This is a genomic window from Enemella dayhoffiae (assembly GCF_002250625.1).
GTDB classification, from domain to species: domain Bacteria; phylum Actinomycetota; class Actinomycetes; order Propionibacteriales; family Propionibacteriaceae; genus Enemella; species Enemella dayhoffiae.
In genome coordinates this window covers 89,151-103,251 of sequence record NZ_NMVQ01000009.1, presented here as the reverse complement: position 1 = coordinate 103,251, position 14,101 = coordinate 89,151, and the positions used below count along the sequence as shown (strand labels likewise).

Genomic DNA, 14,101 nt, shown 5'->3' with positions numbered 1-14,101 from the left:
GCACAACCGGCGACGTCGGCACAGCCAGCTCGGATGGCTCACGCCGATAGAGTTCGAACGCAACCACATCACCGTGGCATGAGAATCCCAAGAATCTCGACTACACGGAAGCCGGGGCACACCAGAGCCTCCAAAGAACCCAGTGCGGTTCACCCGTCTGTCGTTCCCGGCTCGGAATTGACCAGTTTGCGCGGAGTCGGCCACCTTGATCCCCAGAGTGGTCCATGCTGGCTGTGCGTCTGGGCCCGCCCTAGGTTTCAAAGCCTCAATGAGGACCAGGAGGCACTGTGAGCGGCAAACCGCGAGGCACTCGGGGCACAGGCAATGGAAATTCTGCCATGAAAGAAATCGATCGTCGTCATTTCGTTGGCGGGCGTCGCGGATCTACGTTGAGATTCCAGGTGGCGCAGCCTATCATCCACAGGCCCCCGGCCACCTAGATTTGGGGCCCTGTAACAGTTTGTCTGTCCAGGCTCATACCGATCGCAGGTCGCCTTTCCCGTCAGAAGTACACCACCGCTCACCTCCCCCGTTCCCGGCTTCCCGAAAATCGCCAAGGCACCCGCCGAGTCGACTCCGCCTGCCGGTCGAACTCCGCGCAAAAGCAGGTTCATGAACCATCGGGCCGGGGAACCAGCCGAATGTGATCGATCTGGCAACCGCCGCTGCCGAGATCTGCCATGCTCGGAGCATGTGGTATCGGTGCGTGGCCTTGCTCGTCGCGGTGGCGATGACCGTCTCCTTGGCTTCCTGCCACGTAAGCCCGCAGCCAGGCGAGTCTGCCCAGTCCCGGACAACTGTGGATCAGGTTGCTCACGAGTTGCGGAGCGGTGACTTCACCGTGACCGTGCCAGCTGGTGTCGCCCCGCCAGGTACCCCGGCTGTCGTTGAGCAAGCCCCTGCACCTGCAGTCGCAAACGACTCGGTGAAGAGCATCGGACCGGCCATCAAGGTCACCCTTGGCGGGCATCAGCCCGCCGTCCCTATGCCGATCAAGCTCAAGGCGCCTCGAGCCGAACTCGGGCTCGCACCCGATGAAGATCCCGACAAGGCGCTTTTCCTTCTCGCCATTTCTGAGGATGGAACAAGGGACCTCGTGCCCGGGCACTATGACGCGGCCACTCAAACGTTCAACGCGCAGTTGCCTCATCTGAGCCTGTTCAGCTTCATCCGAATCGACTGGCGATCCGTCGGTCAAAAAGCCCGTGACTACGTTCTCCAGACCACAAAGATCGAGAGCGCCCGACCTGCTTGCGTGGACAAGCCGGTGAGCAGGGAAGGCATCCGGTTCAGCGTCATTTCCGCCGCCCAGGCATGGGCCTGTGTTCAGCAGGACGGCGACCGGATCGGACTGAGCATCACCCCCAACACTCCAGTCACCTTCACGGTCAAGCCGCGCCCAGCCGGCAGCGCTTCACTCAACATCCAGGGCGACGGCGGCATGAATCTGCCCGCTGCCATAGCGGTTGCCGCAGGTCAGGCGTTCGCTCCGGGAGAAGGTGCTGTCATCATGGGGCCGGGCGTGAAGGTCGTCGGGTGGCCCGCCCAAAGCGCCACCACGTCCCTGGAGCTTGCGTTCACGCAAGCTCCAGAAGCTCTGCTCCTCATGGTTCTGGGAGCTGTCATCCAAGTGGTGGGCGACGCCATCGGAGCCAAGCTGCCGGAATACGTGGGCAACATTTCGAAGCTGGCTCAGGATTTTGAGCGCCTCGCATGCTGGACAGACGTCGCGCAGGCCGCCGAGAGCCTGCAACGCGGGCTGACCCCCGAATCGGCTGCCAAGATCACCATCAGCTTTTTCACCTGCGGGGGTCCTGTCATCCTCAACATGGTGGGTCAGGGGGCACGAGGTCCCGCGGCTGTGATCCTTGGCATCATCACGGCAGCGCCCGCACTCTTCAGTGGGACGGTTATCGGAGCGATAACCGGCCTCGATCCCAATCTGCGGCAGTTCACGATCAAGCTCGAGCGAACGGGCACACATTCCAAGGGAGAAGTCTTCTCACCGAGCCCGCGAGAGGTCCGCTCGGTCGCCGAGGCGGGGGCGCTGCTGCCTCCTGACCTGGCAACTTTCGCAGCAGAGCAGTTCCGTCGCGATTCCACCACCGCGTGCGCGTCGGGGAGAAAACCTGTCATGTCCTTGGACAAGATGCGGGCCTACGACCTGGTGTCAGGATCGGTGTCACTCTGCTTCGACGGTTACGCCTTCCTGTGGGCCAAGACCGACGGGCGCTGGAAGGTCGCTTGGGCTGGAATGGGTGACCCAGAGTGTGCTGAGCTGCGGCGGTCAGGGGTCTCAGCCATCCCCACAGGTTTCACGGGCGCGGAGTGCGTGGAGGACGGACAACTCGTTCCTTATCGTTCTGTCTCACCGACAGCCGGCGGGACGTGTTCCGTGCCTGTCGAGCTCTTCAGGCAAGGCCTCGGTAACCCCGAGGTTGTGATTCGGGGAACGCGGTGCTCGAGAGTTGACCCGTCATGGGCACGCGTCGAGCTCGCCGCCAGCGCGCACACGACGGGAGCGACGAGCAGCAACGGCCTCGGATTCGCCCACCGGGTTGACGGCGACTGGGTTTATGGCGCCGCCGGCTTCCGGAACGGGCGATTCTGCGAGGCCCGGACCGACCCGACCTTCCCGGCTGACTTCAGGAACGAGTTGGCCGCCTTGTGCCCTTAGGTTCACCGGCCACCCCACTCACCCCTCGGTGAGGATGACCAGGTGCGCGAGCACGTCCACCCGCTGCAGGTTCTCCAGCCGGGCCGGCCCGCCGAGCCGCAGCGGCGGGAAGAAGCCGTACGTCTCGCTGGGGCTCAACTCACCGAGCTCCGCTCGGGCCCGGTCGAACAGCCAGTCCCCGTCCTCGTCCTCGAGGTCGAACGAGTCCGGCCGGGCGATGGAGAAGAACGATCCGGCGACCAGCTCGGCGTCCTCGGGCAGCTCGTCGGAGGTGTCGTCGACGAACACGTTGCCGGTCGCCGGGCTGACGGTGACCACCCCGGTCTGCTGCGACCAGGCGTACACGTCACCGAAGGCCGTCCGCCCGAACGCCGTCAACTCCCCCACCGGCTGCGGCAGTTCGGCCGTCTCGAGCAGCATCTCCAACGTGGGCTGCCAACGCGCCGGATCCACCAGCCAGAACAGTCCCCGGCCAAACCCGCTGAACCCGTGGCTGATCATGAAATCGAGGATCGTCCGCGGCAGCCGTTGCGCGAAATCGCGCTCCAGCTCGGGGCCGGCCGACGGTCCGTCGATCACGCCCGGGAAGTCGTTCAGGAACAGCTCGACGTGCTCCGACACCATCAGACGATCACCTCCACGTTGACCAGGCTGTCGCCGTGGCCGGCCGCCTGCTGGCGCCTAAGGTACTGCTCATAATCCGGCCGCACCCGCGGACCCATCTCGCCGAACGCGTTGTTCACCCGGCCGTCACCGGTGGTGGTCGCGTGCGGGTTGCCGCCCAGGTGCATGTCCGGGTTGTGGGTGACCTGCTCGGGGTTCTTGCCGCCGGTCGGGAACGTCTCGTCGGCGTAGTGCCGGGCCATCTCCCGGGCCTCGGCCGGTGAATAGCCCTCCCGGATCAGGTCCCGCTCACCGCGCCGGGCGAGACGGTCGCGGGCGTCGTTGCGGATCTGCCTGCTGCTGGGTCGCGACGGCTTGTTGTTCAACCGGTGCAGGGTTTCGTTGACCGTCTGGGCGTTCATCCCCTCCTGATAGGCGTCGCGCTGCAGCCGCACCTCGCTCTCGGGGGCGCCGTTGCGGCGGGCCCGGTCGATCGAGCTGCGGCCGTCGATCGTGTGCCGCTCGGGGGCGCGCGGCAGGTCGTGCCGATTGTTCAGCCCGCGTCGGCGCGCCAAGTCGTCGAGCCGGTTGGCGTTGTGCACCCGTTCCAGCCGGCGCCGGGCCGCACGCTGGCTGGCCAGCGTGCCGTCGAGCACCTCGCGTCCGGTCCGCCCGCCGGCCCGTGCCGGGGTCCGCAACAGGTCGTCGACCAGGGGTTTCACGAACCCCTTCAGCGCCTTGCCCTTGCCCATCGGCCACCCTTCTGATCGCGCGGTCCCAAGTCTGTCGGTCCGGGGTTCACGCTGGTGGTCGGATCGGGCGGGAAGTTCCGCTCAGGCGGACCAACCGCTGGTCACCAGCGCCACAGGCCGCCCTTTTGCTTTGCGTACGCCCGGGTGCGCGCGATCCGGCCCCGCAACAGTGCGTGGTCGCCGCCGGGGTTGTTGCGTCGGGCCGAGCCGAGCGCCTCCTCCAGTACGTCGAGCAGCACCAGCGCCGCCGCCCAGCGCACCCCGGTTGTCGATCGTGCCGTCGAGGCGCTGCGCCAGATCGGCCAGCTCGTTGCCGTTGTTGCTCGCCAGGTGCGCCAGGCTCTGCCGGTCGACGCGGGCGCCGTGGGCGATCAGGGTGCGCACCACCTCATCGGTGGCGCGGGCGTGGTTGGTCGCGGCGTGCCAGCTGATCGGGTCGAGCACCGGGAGGCCGAGCTGGCTGCGCCAGTCGATCAGCGCGCGGCAGGCAAAGTCGATCAACCGCTGCGCGAGGTCGCCGGGCAGGGCGGCGTCGGTGATCTCGCGCACCAGGTCGCCGCCGGAGGCGTACTGCTGCACCGGATTGCGGGGGCGTCGATCCAGCAGAGCATCCGGAACGCCGCCGGGAGGTGTGGGGCGAGCACCCGCTGGGTACGCTCGTGCGGTCCGCTGGTCCAGCCCGGGGTGGCCTCCCGTCACACGATCTCCTCGCCGCTGCCGCGGTCGACGAACAACCGGTCGGGATATTCGAACCCGCCGAACGGGACCGCGGGCATCGCACCGTCCCAGTCGATGCCGAGCTCGGCGACCTCCTCGGTGGTGAGCTCGCGCTGGTCGTCGAGCCAGTCGATCAGGTCGTAGTAGCCCTCGGCGCCGACGTAGAACAGGCCGGTCCAGGAGACGCATTCCACGTTGCCGTCGCGCGGGACCCAAAGCTCATGGTCGAGCTCACCGCCCGCAGTGAACCGCCACAACTCGGCGAGCTGGTCGGGCACCGGGGCGCCGATCAGCTCCTCGACGCGGGCCAGGTCGGCGGCCGTGATGGGCGGCTGGGCGCGGTGCACGACACGGTCGGCGACCAACGCGAAACCGTGTGTACGCGGGGTTCTCAGCTCGGCGGCGGTGGAGGGGACGTCGCCGCACCAGAGGGTGTCCCACGCGTTCAGGGTAGGGATCGGGCGGGTCGCTCGCCCCGCTGATGAGTGGTTCCGGTCGGGCGTCCGGGTATCGACGAAATCGTGCGTCTTGCCCTGCCCCGGCCCCGGACCGTGCGTCGCGTGCTCGTCGCCGGGGGCGTGCTGAGCTTTGGTGTGGTTCGGCGGGTGTCTCTATTGGTTGGGGTTCCCGACCGTGGATCCGCCGCGGCAGACCGATGCGGCGTACGTGCTCGCCTCCGGTGTCGGACTGGCCAAGGTGAGCGCGGGCAATCTGCGCGCGCTGCCGGGGAAGGTGATCCCTCGACACACTGCACCGGCCTCCGCCCGGTTCCGTTACTCGGGGAACGTGGGAGGTGTCCCCTAGACTCCCTGAGTCACCCGCACCAAACGGAAAGAGCAACATGCCCACTCGCGCCGACCTGCGCAATGTCGCCATCGTGGCCCACGTCGATCACGGCAAGACCACCCTCGTGGACGCCATGCTGTGGCAGTCCGGGGCGTTCCGGGAGGGCTCCGACGTCGACAACCGGGTGATGGACTCGATGGACCTGGAGCGGGAGAAGGGGATCACCATCCTCGCCAAGAACACCGCGGTGAAGCACGTCATCGACGGCACCGAGGTGACCATCAACATCATCGACACCCCCGGCCACGCCGACTTCGGCGGCGAGGTGGAGCGCGGGCTCGAGATGGTCGACGGCGTGGTGCTGCTGGTGGACGCCTCCGAGGGGCCGCTGCCGCAGACCCGGTTCGTGCTGCGCAAGGCGCTGCAGAAGCGGCTGCCGATCATCGTGGTGGTCAACAAGGTGGACCGCTCCGACGCCCGGATCGCCGAGGTCGTCTCCGAGACCGAGGATCTGTTCATGGACCTCGCCGACGACGCGGCCGACGCCGACGTGCTCGACTTCCCGGTGGTGTACGCCTCCGCGAAGGCCGGGCGGGCCTCGCTGGAACGCCCCGCCGACGGTGGGATGCCCGACTCCGAGGACCTCGAGCCGCTTTTCGAGACGATCATGAAGCACGTGCCCGCCCCGACCTACACCGAGGGGGCCACCCTGCAGGCGCACGTCACCAACCTGGACGCCTCCCCCTACCTGGGCCGGCTCGCGCTATGCCGGATCATCGCCGGCGAGTTGAAGCGCGGGCAGGCGGTGGCGTGGTGCAAGCAGGACGGCACCGTGCAGACCGTCAAGCTGTCCGAGCTGCTGATGACCGAGGCGCTGGAGCGCAAGCCCGCCGACTCGGCCGGACCGGGCGACATCGTGGCGATCGCCGGCATCCCCGAGATCACCATCGGCGAGACGCTGTCCGACCCCGAGGACCCCAAGCCGCTGCCGCTGATCACCGTCGACGAACCGTCGATCTCGATGACGATCGGCATCAACACCTCCCCGCTCGCCGGCAAGGCGGGCAAGAACCTGACCGCCCGCCTGGTCAAGGCGCGCCTGGACACCGAGCTGATCGGCAACGTGTCGATCCGGGTGAACAACACCGAGCGCCCCGACACGTGGGAGGTGCAGGGCCGCGGCGAGCTGCAGCTGGCGATCCTGGTGGAGATGATGCGCCGGGAGTCCTATGAGCTGACCGTCGGCAAGCCGCAGGTGGTCACCCGCACCATCGACGGCAAGCTGCACGAGCCGGTGGAGCGGCTGACCATCGACGTGCCGGAGGACTTCGTCGGCACCGTCACCCAGCTGCTCGGCACCCGCAAGTCTCGGCTGGAACAGATGGTGAACCACGGCACCGGCTGGGTGCGGATGGAATACATCGTGCCGGCGCGCGGGCTGATCGGGTTCCGCACCGAGTTCCTCACCGAGACCCGCGGCACCGGGCTGATGCACCACGTGTTCGAGTCCTATGAGCCGTGGGCCGGCGAGCTGCGCACCAGGCCGACCGGGTCGTTGGTCGCCGACCGGCGGGGTGTGGTGACCAGCTATGCGCTGTTCAACCTGCAGGAGCGCGGCACCATGTTCTGCGGGCCGGGCACCGACGTCTATGAGGGGATGATCGTCGGCGAGAACTCCCGCCCCGACGACATGGACGTCAACCCAACCAAGGAGAAGAAGCTGACCAACGTGCGCTCCTCCACCGGCGACGAACTGGAGCGGCTGATCCCGCCCAAGCTGCTGAACATGGAGCAGGCGTTGGAGTTCTGCCGCGAGGACGAGTGCCTGGAGGTCACCCCGAACGCGGTGCGGATCCGCAAGGTGCAGCTCACCGCCAACGAGCGGGCCAAGTCGCGCAACCGCGCCAAGAACGGCTGAGGCGTACGCCCGGCAGGGCCGTGTCGACAACTGTTACTTTTCCGTGACCTGCCTGTCCGGGTGTGCTGAAATGCCCCCTGACAAGGGGAGATGTGGCGTACCAAGAATGGACAGGGATTAGGCGATGGCGCCGCCGGGACGTACGTTAAGCGTGTTCATGGGCGTCGGGGTCTGATTCGTCGGCGGTTCATGGCGCGCCGGGTCTCCCTTCCCCACCCGGGACACCACGACGGATCGATGACGAGGACGACAGATGAAGCCAGTCGTTTCGACCGCGGTGGGGGTGGCAGTCGCAGCGTTCGCGCTGACCCTGCCCAACCTCGCCGTGGCAGCACCCACCCCCGGCACAACCCCCTCCGCCAGCGCCAGCGCGTCCCCGTCGGCCCGGCCGACCGCCGCCCCGACCCCGCGGGCGACGGCCAGCCCGGCGTCCCCGACCGGGGCGCCGAGTCCGACCGCGACCGCCAGTCCGGTCACCGTGACCCCGCAGATCGTGGCCCTGTGGACCGCCCAGGGCGGCGCCGCGGGCTGGCTCGGCGCACCCGTCGGCGCCGAGACCGCCGTCCCCGGCGGCGTCAAGCAGGCGTACGCCAGCGGCGACATCTACTACTCCTCGGCGACCGGCGCCCACTACGTGCGCGGGATGATCAAGAAGAAGTACGACGAGCTCGGCGGCGCCGGCTCGGCCCTCGGCCTGCCGACCACCAACGAGATGAACTCGGGCGCGGTCGCCGACGCCAAGGTGAACGGGTTCGCCGGCGGCACCATCCTCTGGAGCCCCGGCACCGGTGCCGCGGCGGTGAAGGGCGCGATCTATCAGAAGTTCGCCCAGCTCGGTTATGAGTCGGTGATGGGCCTGCCGCTGGGTGATGAGTTCAACGGCCAGAACAACACCATCATCGGCCGGTTCACCAACGGTGTCATCGTGTACGCCAAGGACACCGGCCGGGTGCAGGCCGTGCGCGGGCGCATCCTCGACGAATACGGCGTGCACGCCTGGGAGGGCGGCATCCTCGGCCGCCCGGTCAGCGACGAGTATCCCGGCGCATCCGGTGCCCAGGTTCAGAATTTCGAGGGCGGCCTGATCGTCTGGAAACCGGAGACCGGCGCCCACGCCGTCTATGGCGCGATCATCGGCGCGTTCGCCGCCACCGGTTATGAGGGCGGCGCGCTCGGCGCCCCGACCAGCGGTGAATACGTTGGCGCCGGCGGCGCCAAGGTGCAGAACTACCAGCACGGCATCGTCGTGTTCACCCCCGAGTCCGGCGCGCAGCCGGTCTATGGCGCGATCCTGGGCGCGTTCGCCGCCAACGGGTTCGAGACCGGTCCGATCGGCGTACCGACCAGCGCCGAATATGCCGGCGCCAACGGAGCCCGCGTGCAGAACTTCCAGCACGGCCAGATCGTGTTCACCCCCGGCACCGGCGCCCACGCCGTGTTCGGGGCGATCATGAACACCTACGCCGCGATGGGCTTCGAGGGTGGCCCGCTGGGCGCCCCGGTCGGCCCCGAATATCCCGGTGTGCCCGGGACCCGGATCCAGAATTTCCAGCACGGCATGATCTTCTGGTCCCCCGGCACCGGCGCGCACGCGGTCTATGGCGCGATCCGCGGCGAATACGGCGCGCTGCGGTTCGAGGGTGGCCCGCTGGGTCTTCCGATCAGCCCGGAATACAACGGCGCGGGCGGTGCTCGGGTGCAGAACTTCCAGCGCGGCCAGATCGTGTTCACCCCCGGCGGCGGCGCCCGCGGCGTCTACGGCGCCATCTGGATGACGTTCGCCGACATGGGTTATGAGGGCGGTCCGCTGGGCGCACCGGTGAGCGGTGAGTACGCCGGCGCCCGCCAGGCACGGGTGCAGAACTTCCGCAACGGCCTCGTCGTCTACACCCCGCGCACCGGGGCGTACGCCGTCCGCGGCGCGATCCTGCAGGAATATGGCCGGCAGGGCTATGAGGGTGGCCGGATGGGCGCCCCGATCGGTGACGAGCTGCCGATCCCCGGTGGCTGGTCGCAGGACTTCGAATTCGCCCGGATCGAGTTCGTGAACAACACGTTCCGCATCGTCTGGCCCGGCCCCAAGGTCGACGCCCGGTGCATGACCGGACGGGTGATGTGCATCTCGAAGGCCGATCGCAAGCTGCGCTGGATGATCAACGGCCAGGTCGTTCGTGAGATGGACGCCCGCTTCGGCGCCGCGGCCACCCCGACCCGCGAGGGCGAGTTCTCGGTGTTCTCGATGGTGCGCGACGAGATCAGCTATCTCTACGGGAACACCCCGATGCCGTTCGCGATGTACTTCTCCGGCGGGCAGGCGGTGCACTACTCCTATGACTTCGCGGCTCGTGGCTATGCCGGCGCCTCGCACGGGTGTGTGAACATCCGCGACTGGAACGGGATCCAGTGGCTGTTCGACACCCAGGTCCGACGCGGTGACAAGGTCGTCGTCTATTGGTGAGCCGACGCTGATCCTCGGACGGGCCCTCGACCTCGGTCGGGGGCCCGTTCACGTTCCCTGCGCGAGCGAGGAACGAGGAGTCGAAGGGGAACGCCACGTCTGGGATGCCGAAGGCTACGCTTGCCGGATGGAGAGCGTGCGCGTGGACACCTGGCTGTGGACGGTACGCCAGCTGCGCAGCCGCTCCTTGGCCACTGCGGCCGCTCGCGCCGGTCACGTGCGGGTCAACGGGCGTCCTGCCAAGGCGTCCACCCCAGTGCGGGTGGGAGACGAGGTACGCCTGCGGGTGCAGGGATTCGACCGGATCCTCGAGGTGCGCAAACTGCTGTCCACCCGCGTGGGCGCCCCGCTCGCGGTCGAGGCGTACGCCGACCAGTCACCCCCACGGTTGCCGCGTGAGCTCGCTCCGGCGCCGATCATCCGCGACCCCGGGGCGGGCCGGCCCACCAAGCGCGAGCGTCGGCAGCTCGATGAGCTGCGCGGACGCCGGTCCCACTGACCCGCACCGCACAACTCCGGTGTCTTGATGGGCGGTGCCGCGCAGACCCGCGTCCTGCCGTCGGCCTCAATCCATGCGACCGGAGTTGTGCGGGCCGCTCACGGGCGACTCCCTCAGGGAACGCGGAGGTTCGCTTGCAAGAGTTTGCAAAACGCTAGCCGCAGCTAGCACAATGGGAGTATGGCCCGGAAGTCATCGACCGTGACGAACAGCTGGGGGGAATCCCTCGGCGAGTTCATCGCGGAGCAGCGGCGCAACGCGTCGCTGTCGATGCGTCAGCTCGCCGAGCTGGCCGGGGTGTCCAACCCCTATCTGAGTCAGATCGAGCGTGGCCTGCGGCGGCCGTCGGCAGAGGTGCTGCAGCAGCTCGCGAAGGCGCTGCGGGTGTCCGCCGAGTCGCTCTATGTCCGCGCCGGGATCCTCAGCCCCGACGACGACGGCACCACCGACGTGACGCGAGCGGTGCTCTCCGACACGGCCATCAGCGAGCGTCAGAAGCAGGCGCTGCTGGAGGTGTATGCGGCCTTCGTGCACCAGCACACCGCCTCGACCCTGCCCACCCAGACCCCACGATCCTCACAACGTAAGGAGAAGACAGCATGAACAAGCCCAAGGAAACCCCGTTGGTGGAGACCAGCCTCAAGGCGCTCTATGTGGCGGCCGGCCTCACCGACGTGCTCGCCGAGCGGGTGATGGAGTACGCCGAGACCAAGCAGGCCGAGGCGCGCAACCGGCGGGCGAAGCGCAAGGAGCAGCTGGACCAGGCCGCCGAGCTGCTGCGCGAGGCGCCGAACCGTGCCCAGGGCCTCCTCGACCAGGCTCCCGAGATGGCGCGCAACCTGCCCGATCAGGTACAGAGCCAGCTGGAGGAGCTGCTCAAGGAGCTCAACCTCAGCTTCGACGAGATGGCCGTCCGCGGAGAGAACCGGATCGCCGAGGTGCGCCAGCAGGCCGCCGGGACCGCCCGCCGCGGCGCGCGGCGTACCGCGAAAACCGCTGACAAGCTGACCGACGACTTCGTCGCCGACGTGGACGATCTGGCCGACGCCACCGCGCGCACCAAGCCGGCCGCCAAGCGCGCCGCGAAGAAGTCCCCGGCCCGGCCGGCCGACAAGCAGACGACGACCGCGACCAAGAAGACCCCGGCGAAGAAGGCTCCCGCCAAGAAGGCCCCGGCCAAGGGCGCGGCGGCGAACAAGGCCGCCGGCACCTCGGGCGTCACCGAGTAAGGACGGCTCAGCCGTCGCGGGAGCGGGGCACCGAGGCGGTGATCAGGCTGCCGTCCTCGCGGTAGCCCCCCTTCAGCGGCCACTGCACGATCTCGCCACGGCGCCGCTCTCCCTGACCGGAGAGCGGCACCGTGGTGGGTTCGGAAGGGTCGAGGTCGAACTGCTCGGCTCCCACCTGGACCCGGATCCCCGGACCGGAGACCACCTCGAAGCGCATCTGGTCGTTGCGCAGCGTGACCAGCAGGCGGGTGTCCCGCCAGTGCAGGCGGAACCGTAGCTCCGGCCAGGATTCCGGCAGCCGCGGCTGGAAGCACAGCTTGGCGTCGTTGTCGTGCATGCCGGCGAAGCCGTATACCAGCGCCGACCAGACGCCCCCGGCCGAGGCCACGTGCACGCCGTCGGAGGTGTTGCCGTGGCGGTCGGCCAGGTCGACGAACAACCCGGCATAGAAATAGCGCAGCGCCAGGTCGTGATAACCGGTCTGCGCGGCCATGATCGACTGCACCACCGCCGACAGCGTCGAGTCGCCCGTGGTGATCGGGTCGTAGTATTCGAAGTTGGCCCGCTTCTCCTCGGGGGTGAAGTCGTCGCCGAGCAGGAACATCGCCAGCACCACGTCGGCCTGCTTGAGCACCTGGAAGCGATAAAGCACCAGCGGGTGATAGTGCAGCATCAGCGGGCGCTTGTCGGCCGGAGTGTTCGACAGGTCCCACACCTCGCGCTCGAGGAAGTGCATGTCCTGCGGGTGCACGCCGACCTCGTGGTCGTAGGGGACGTACATGGCGGCGGCGCAGCGCGCCCACTCGTCGACCTCGCGCTCCTGCAGGTCGAGCCGCTTCGCCACCCGGGCGTACGCGTCGGGGTTGCGGACGCGCAGCTCGTTGACCGTCTCGGCCGCTCGGGCCAGGTTGAACCGGGCCATCACGTTCGTGAACAGGTTGTCGTTGACCACGGTGGTGTATTCGTCGGGGCCGGTCACCGAGTGGATGTGGAATTCCTTGTCACCGTTGGTTCTCCAGAAGCCGAGGTCGGCCCACAGCCGCGCGGTCTCGACCAGGATCTCGACCCCCTCGTGCAGCAGGAAGTCGATGTCACCGGTTGCGTTGACATACTTCACCAGGGCGTACGCGATGTCGGCGTCGATGTGATATTGCGCGGTACCGGCGGCATAGTAGGCCGAGGCCTCCTCACCGTTGATCGTCCGCCACGGGAACAGCGCGCCCAGCTGAGCCATCTCGGCCGCGCGCTTCCGGGCGGCCTCCAGCATCGTGTAGCGGAAGCGCAGCGCGCAGCGAGCCGCCTGCGGGAGGGTGTAGGTGAGGAACGGCAGGACGTAGATTTCTGTGTCCCAGAAGTAATGCCCGGAATATCCCGGACCACTCACCCCCTTGGCGGCGACACCGTACGCCTCCGCGCGCGCGGTCGCCTGGGCGACCTGGAACAGGTTCCAGCGCACGGCCTGCTGCAGGGCCGGCTGGCCCGGCAGCTCGACGTCGGCGTTCTTCCAGAAGTCGGCGAGCCAGGCGAGCTGGTCGTCGTGCACCGACTCGACCCCCTGCTCACGGGCGCGATCGAGGGTACGCCGGCAGCGGTCGATCAGCTCGCGGACCGGGACCGAACGCGACGAGTGATAGGCGACCAGCTTCTCCAGATGGATGGGTACGCTCTGCTGGGCGTTGATCCGATACACCATCTTGCCGGAGTCCGGATCGGCCGAAACCTGTTCTGAGTAATGGTTGTCGGTGAACAGGGAGTGGTCGACGCCGACGGCCAGGGTCATCCGGGACTCGTGCGCGCGATAGCCGAGCATGATCCGACCGTCGCCGCACCACTGGGTGATGGGGTCGAGGATGCGCCGGTCCAGGGTCTCCTGCTTGCGCGGATCGTTGTGCACCGGGGCCGCGCTGTAGTCGTCGTGGCCGTCCTGACGGTTCAGCACCTGGGAGGAGATGACGATCGGAGCGTCCCCCTCGAGCATGGTCACGTCCATGGTCATGATCGCCAGGTGCCGCTGGGCGAAGGAGACCATGCGGGTGGTGTTGATCTGCACCCGCTTGCCGGCGGAGGTGCGCCAGATCACCTTGCGGCGCAGCACGCCGGAGCTGAAATCCAGTGTGCGTTCATATTCGTCGAGGTCGGCCACGTCGAGGGTGAGCGGTTCGTCGTCGACGTAGACCTTGATCACCTTGGTGTCGGGGACGTTGACGATCGTCTGGCCGACCCGGGCGAACCCGTGCGCGTCCTCGGCATGCCGGATCTGCCACACCTCGTGGAAACCGTTCACGTAGGTGCCGTGGGTGTGCGCGTCCCTGCCCTCCTCGGGGTTGCCGCGCATGCCGAGATAGCCGTTGCCGACCGCGAACAGGGTTTCGGTGGTACCCAGATCCTTCGGGTCGTGGTCGGTCTCGACCAGGCGCCACTCGTCGATCGGGAACCGGGTGCGGTCCATCGGGTCCTCGGCC

11 protein-coding genes are annotated in these 14,101 nt (G+C 68.0%); 6 read left to right on the top strand and 5 right to left on the bottom strand.

Features of this window, described 5'->3' with window-relative positions:
- The first annotated feature begins 925 nt into the window (after window positions 1-925).
- Window positions 926-2,677, top strand: coding sequence for a hypothetical protein (locus CGZ93_RS07310; RefSeq protein WP_141211122.1), 1,752 nt, complete (start codon window positions 926-928; stop codon window positions 2,675-2,677).
- Window positions 2,678-2,695: 18 nt separating this feature from the next.
- Here CGZ93_RS07310 and CGZ93_RS07305 read toward each other — a convergent pair whose 3' ends face one another.
- The 4 genes from CGZ93_RS07305 to CGZ93_RS07290 all read right to left on the bottom strand — a co-directional run bounded on the left by CGZ93_RS07305 (window position 2,696) and on the right by CGZ93_RS07290 (window position 5,114).
- On the bottom strand, window positions 2,696-3,301 hold the full coding sequence (locus CGZ93_RS07305) for a GAD-like domain-containing protein (protein WP_094363483.1): 606 nt from the start codon (window positions 3,299-3,301) through the stop codon (window positions 2,696-2,698).
- Window positions 3,301-4,032, bottom strand: coding sequence for a polymorphic toxin type 15 domain-containing protein (locus CGZ93_RS07300; RefSeq protein ID WP_094363482.1), 732 nt, complete (start codon window positions 4,030-4,032; stop codon window positions 3,301-3,303). Before CGZ93_RS07300 ends, CGZ93_RS07305 begins: the two co-directional genes overlap by 1 nt.
- Before the next feature lie 81 nt (window positions 4,033-4,113).
- Window positions 4,114-4,731, bottom strand: coding sequence for a hypothetical protein (locus tag CGZ93_RS07295; protein ID WP_141211121.1), 618 nt, complete (start codon window positions 4,729-4,731; stop codon window positions 4,114-4,116).
- Window positions 4,728-5,114, bottom strand: a complete 387-nt coding sequence (locus tag CGZ93_RS07290; RefSeq protein ID WP_094363480.1) for an SMI1/KNR4 family protein — start codon at window positions 5,112-5,114, stop codon at window positions 4,728-4,730. The genes CGZ93_RS07295 and CGZ93_RS07290 overlap by 4 nt, the downstream gene beginning before the upstream one ends.
- Window positions 5,115-5,590: 476 nt before the next feature.
- Between CGZ93_RS07290 and typA the strand changes: the two genes are divergently transcribed.
- The 5 genes from typA (at window position 5,591) to CGZ93_RS07265 (ending at window position 11,639) form a co-directional block, all read left to right on the top strand.
- The gene (typA, locus tag CGZ93_RS07285; RefSeq protein WP_094363479.1) at window positions 5,591-7,453 is read left to right on the top strand and encodes a translational GTPase TypA; all 1,863 of its coding nucleotides are present in this window, start codon (window positions 5,591-5,593) and stop codon (window positions 7,451-7,453) included.
- 253 nt (window positions 7,454-7,706) lie between these two features.
- Window positions 7,707-9,911, top strand: a complete 2,205-nt coding sequence (locus CGZ93_RS07280) for a L,D-transpeptidase family protein (RefSeq protein WP_094363478.1) — start codon at window positions 7,707-7,709, stop codon at window positions 9,909-9,911.
- A gap of 127 nt (window positions 9,912-10,038) precedes the next feature.
- A complete protein-coding gene (locus CGZ93_RS07275) occupies window positions 10,039-10,410 on the top strand; it encodes an RNA-binding S4 domain-containing protein (protein ID WP_094363477.1) in 372 nt (123 codons plus the stop codon).
- 180 nt (window positions 10,411-10,590) lie between these two features.
- Complete coding sequence (locus CGZ93_RS07270; protein WP_094363476.1) at window positions 10,591-11,013, top strand: helix-turn-helix domain-containing protein; 423 nt, start codon at window positions 10,591-10,593, stop codon at window positions 11,011-11,013.
- Entirely contained in the window at window positions 11,010-11,639 is a 630-nt protein-coding gene (locus CGZ93_RS07265; protein WP_094363475.1) for a hypothetical protein, read from the top strand. The genes CGZ93_RS07270 and CGZ93_RS07265 overlap by 4 nt, the downstream gene beginning before the upstream one ends.
- 7 nt (window positions 11,640-11,646) lie before the next feature.
- On the opposite strand, the gene CGZ93_RS07260 is transcribed toward CGZ93_RS07265, so the two are convergent.
- Complete coding sequence (locus CGZ93_RS07260) at window positions 11,647-14,088, bottom strand: glycoside hydrolase family 65 protein (protein WP_094363498.1); 2,442 nt, start codon at window positions 14,086-14,088, stop codon at window positions 11,647-11,649.
- Between the last annotated feature and the right edge of the window lie 13 nt (window positions 14,089-14,101).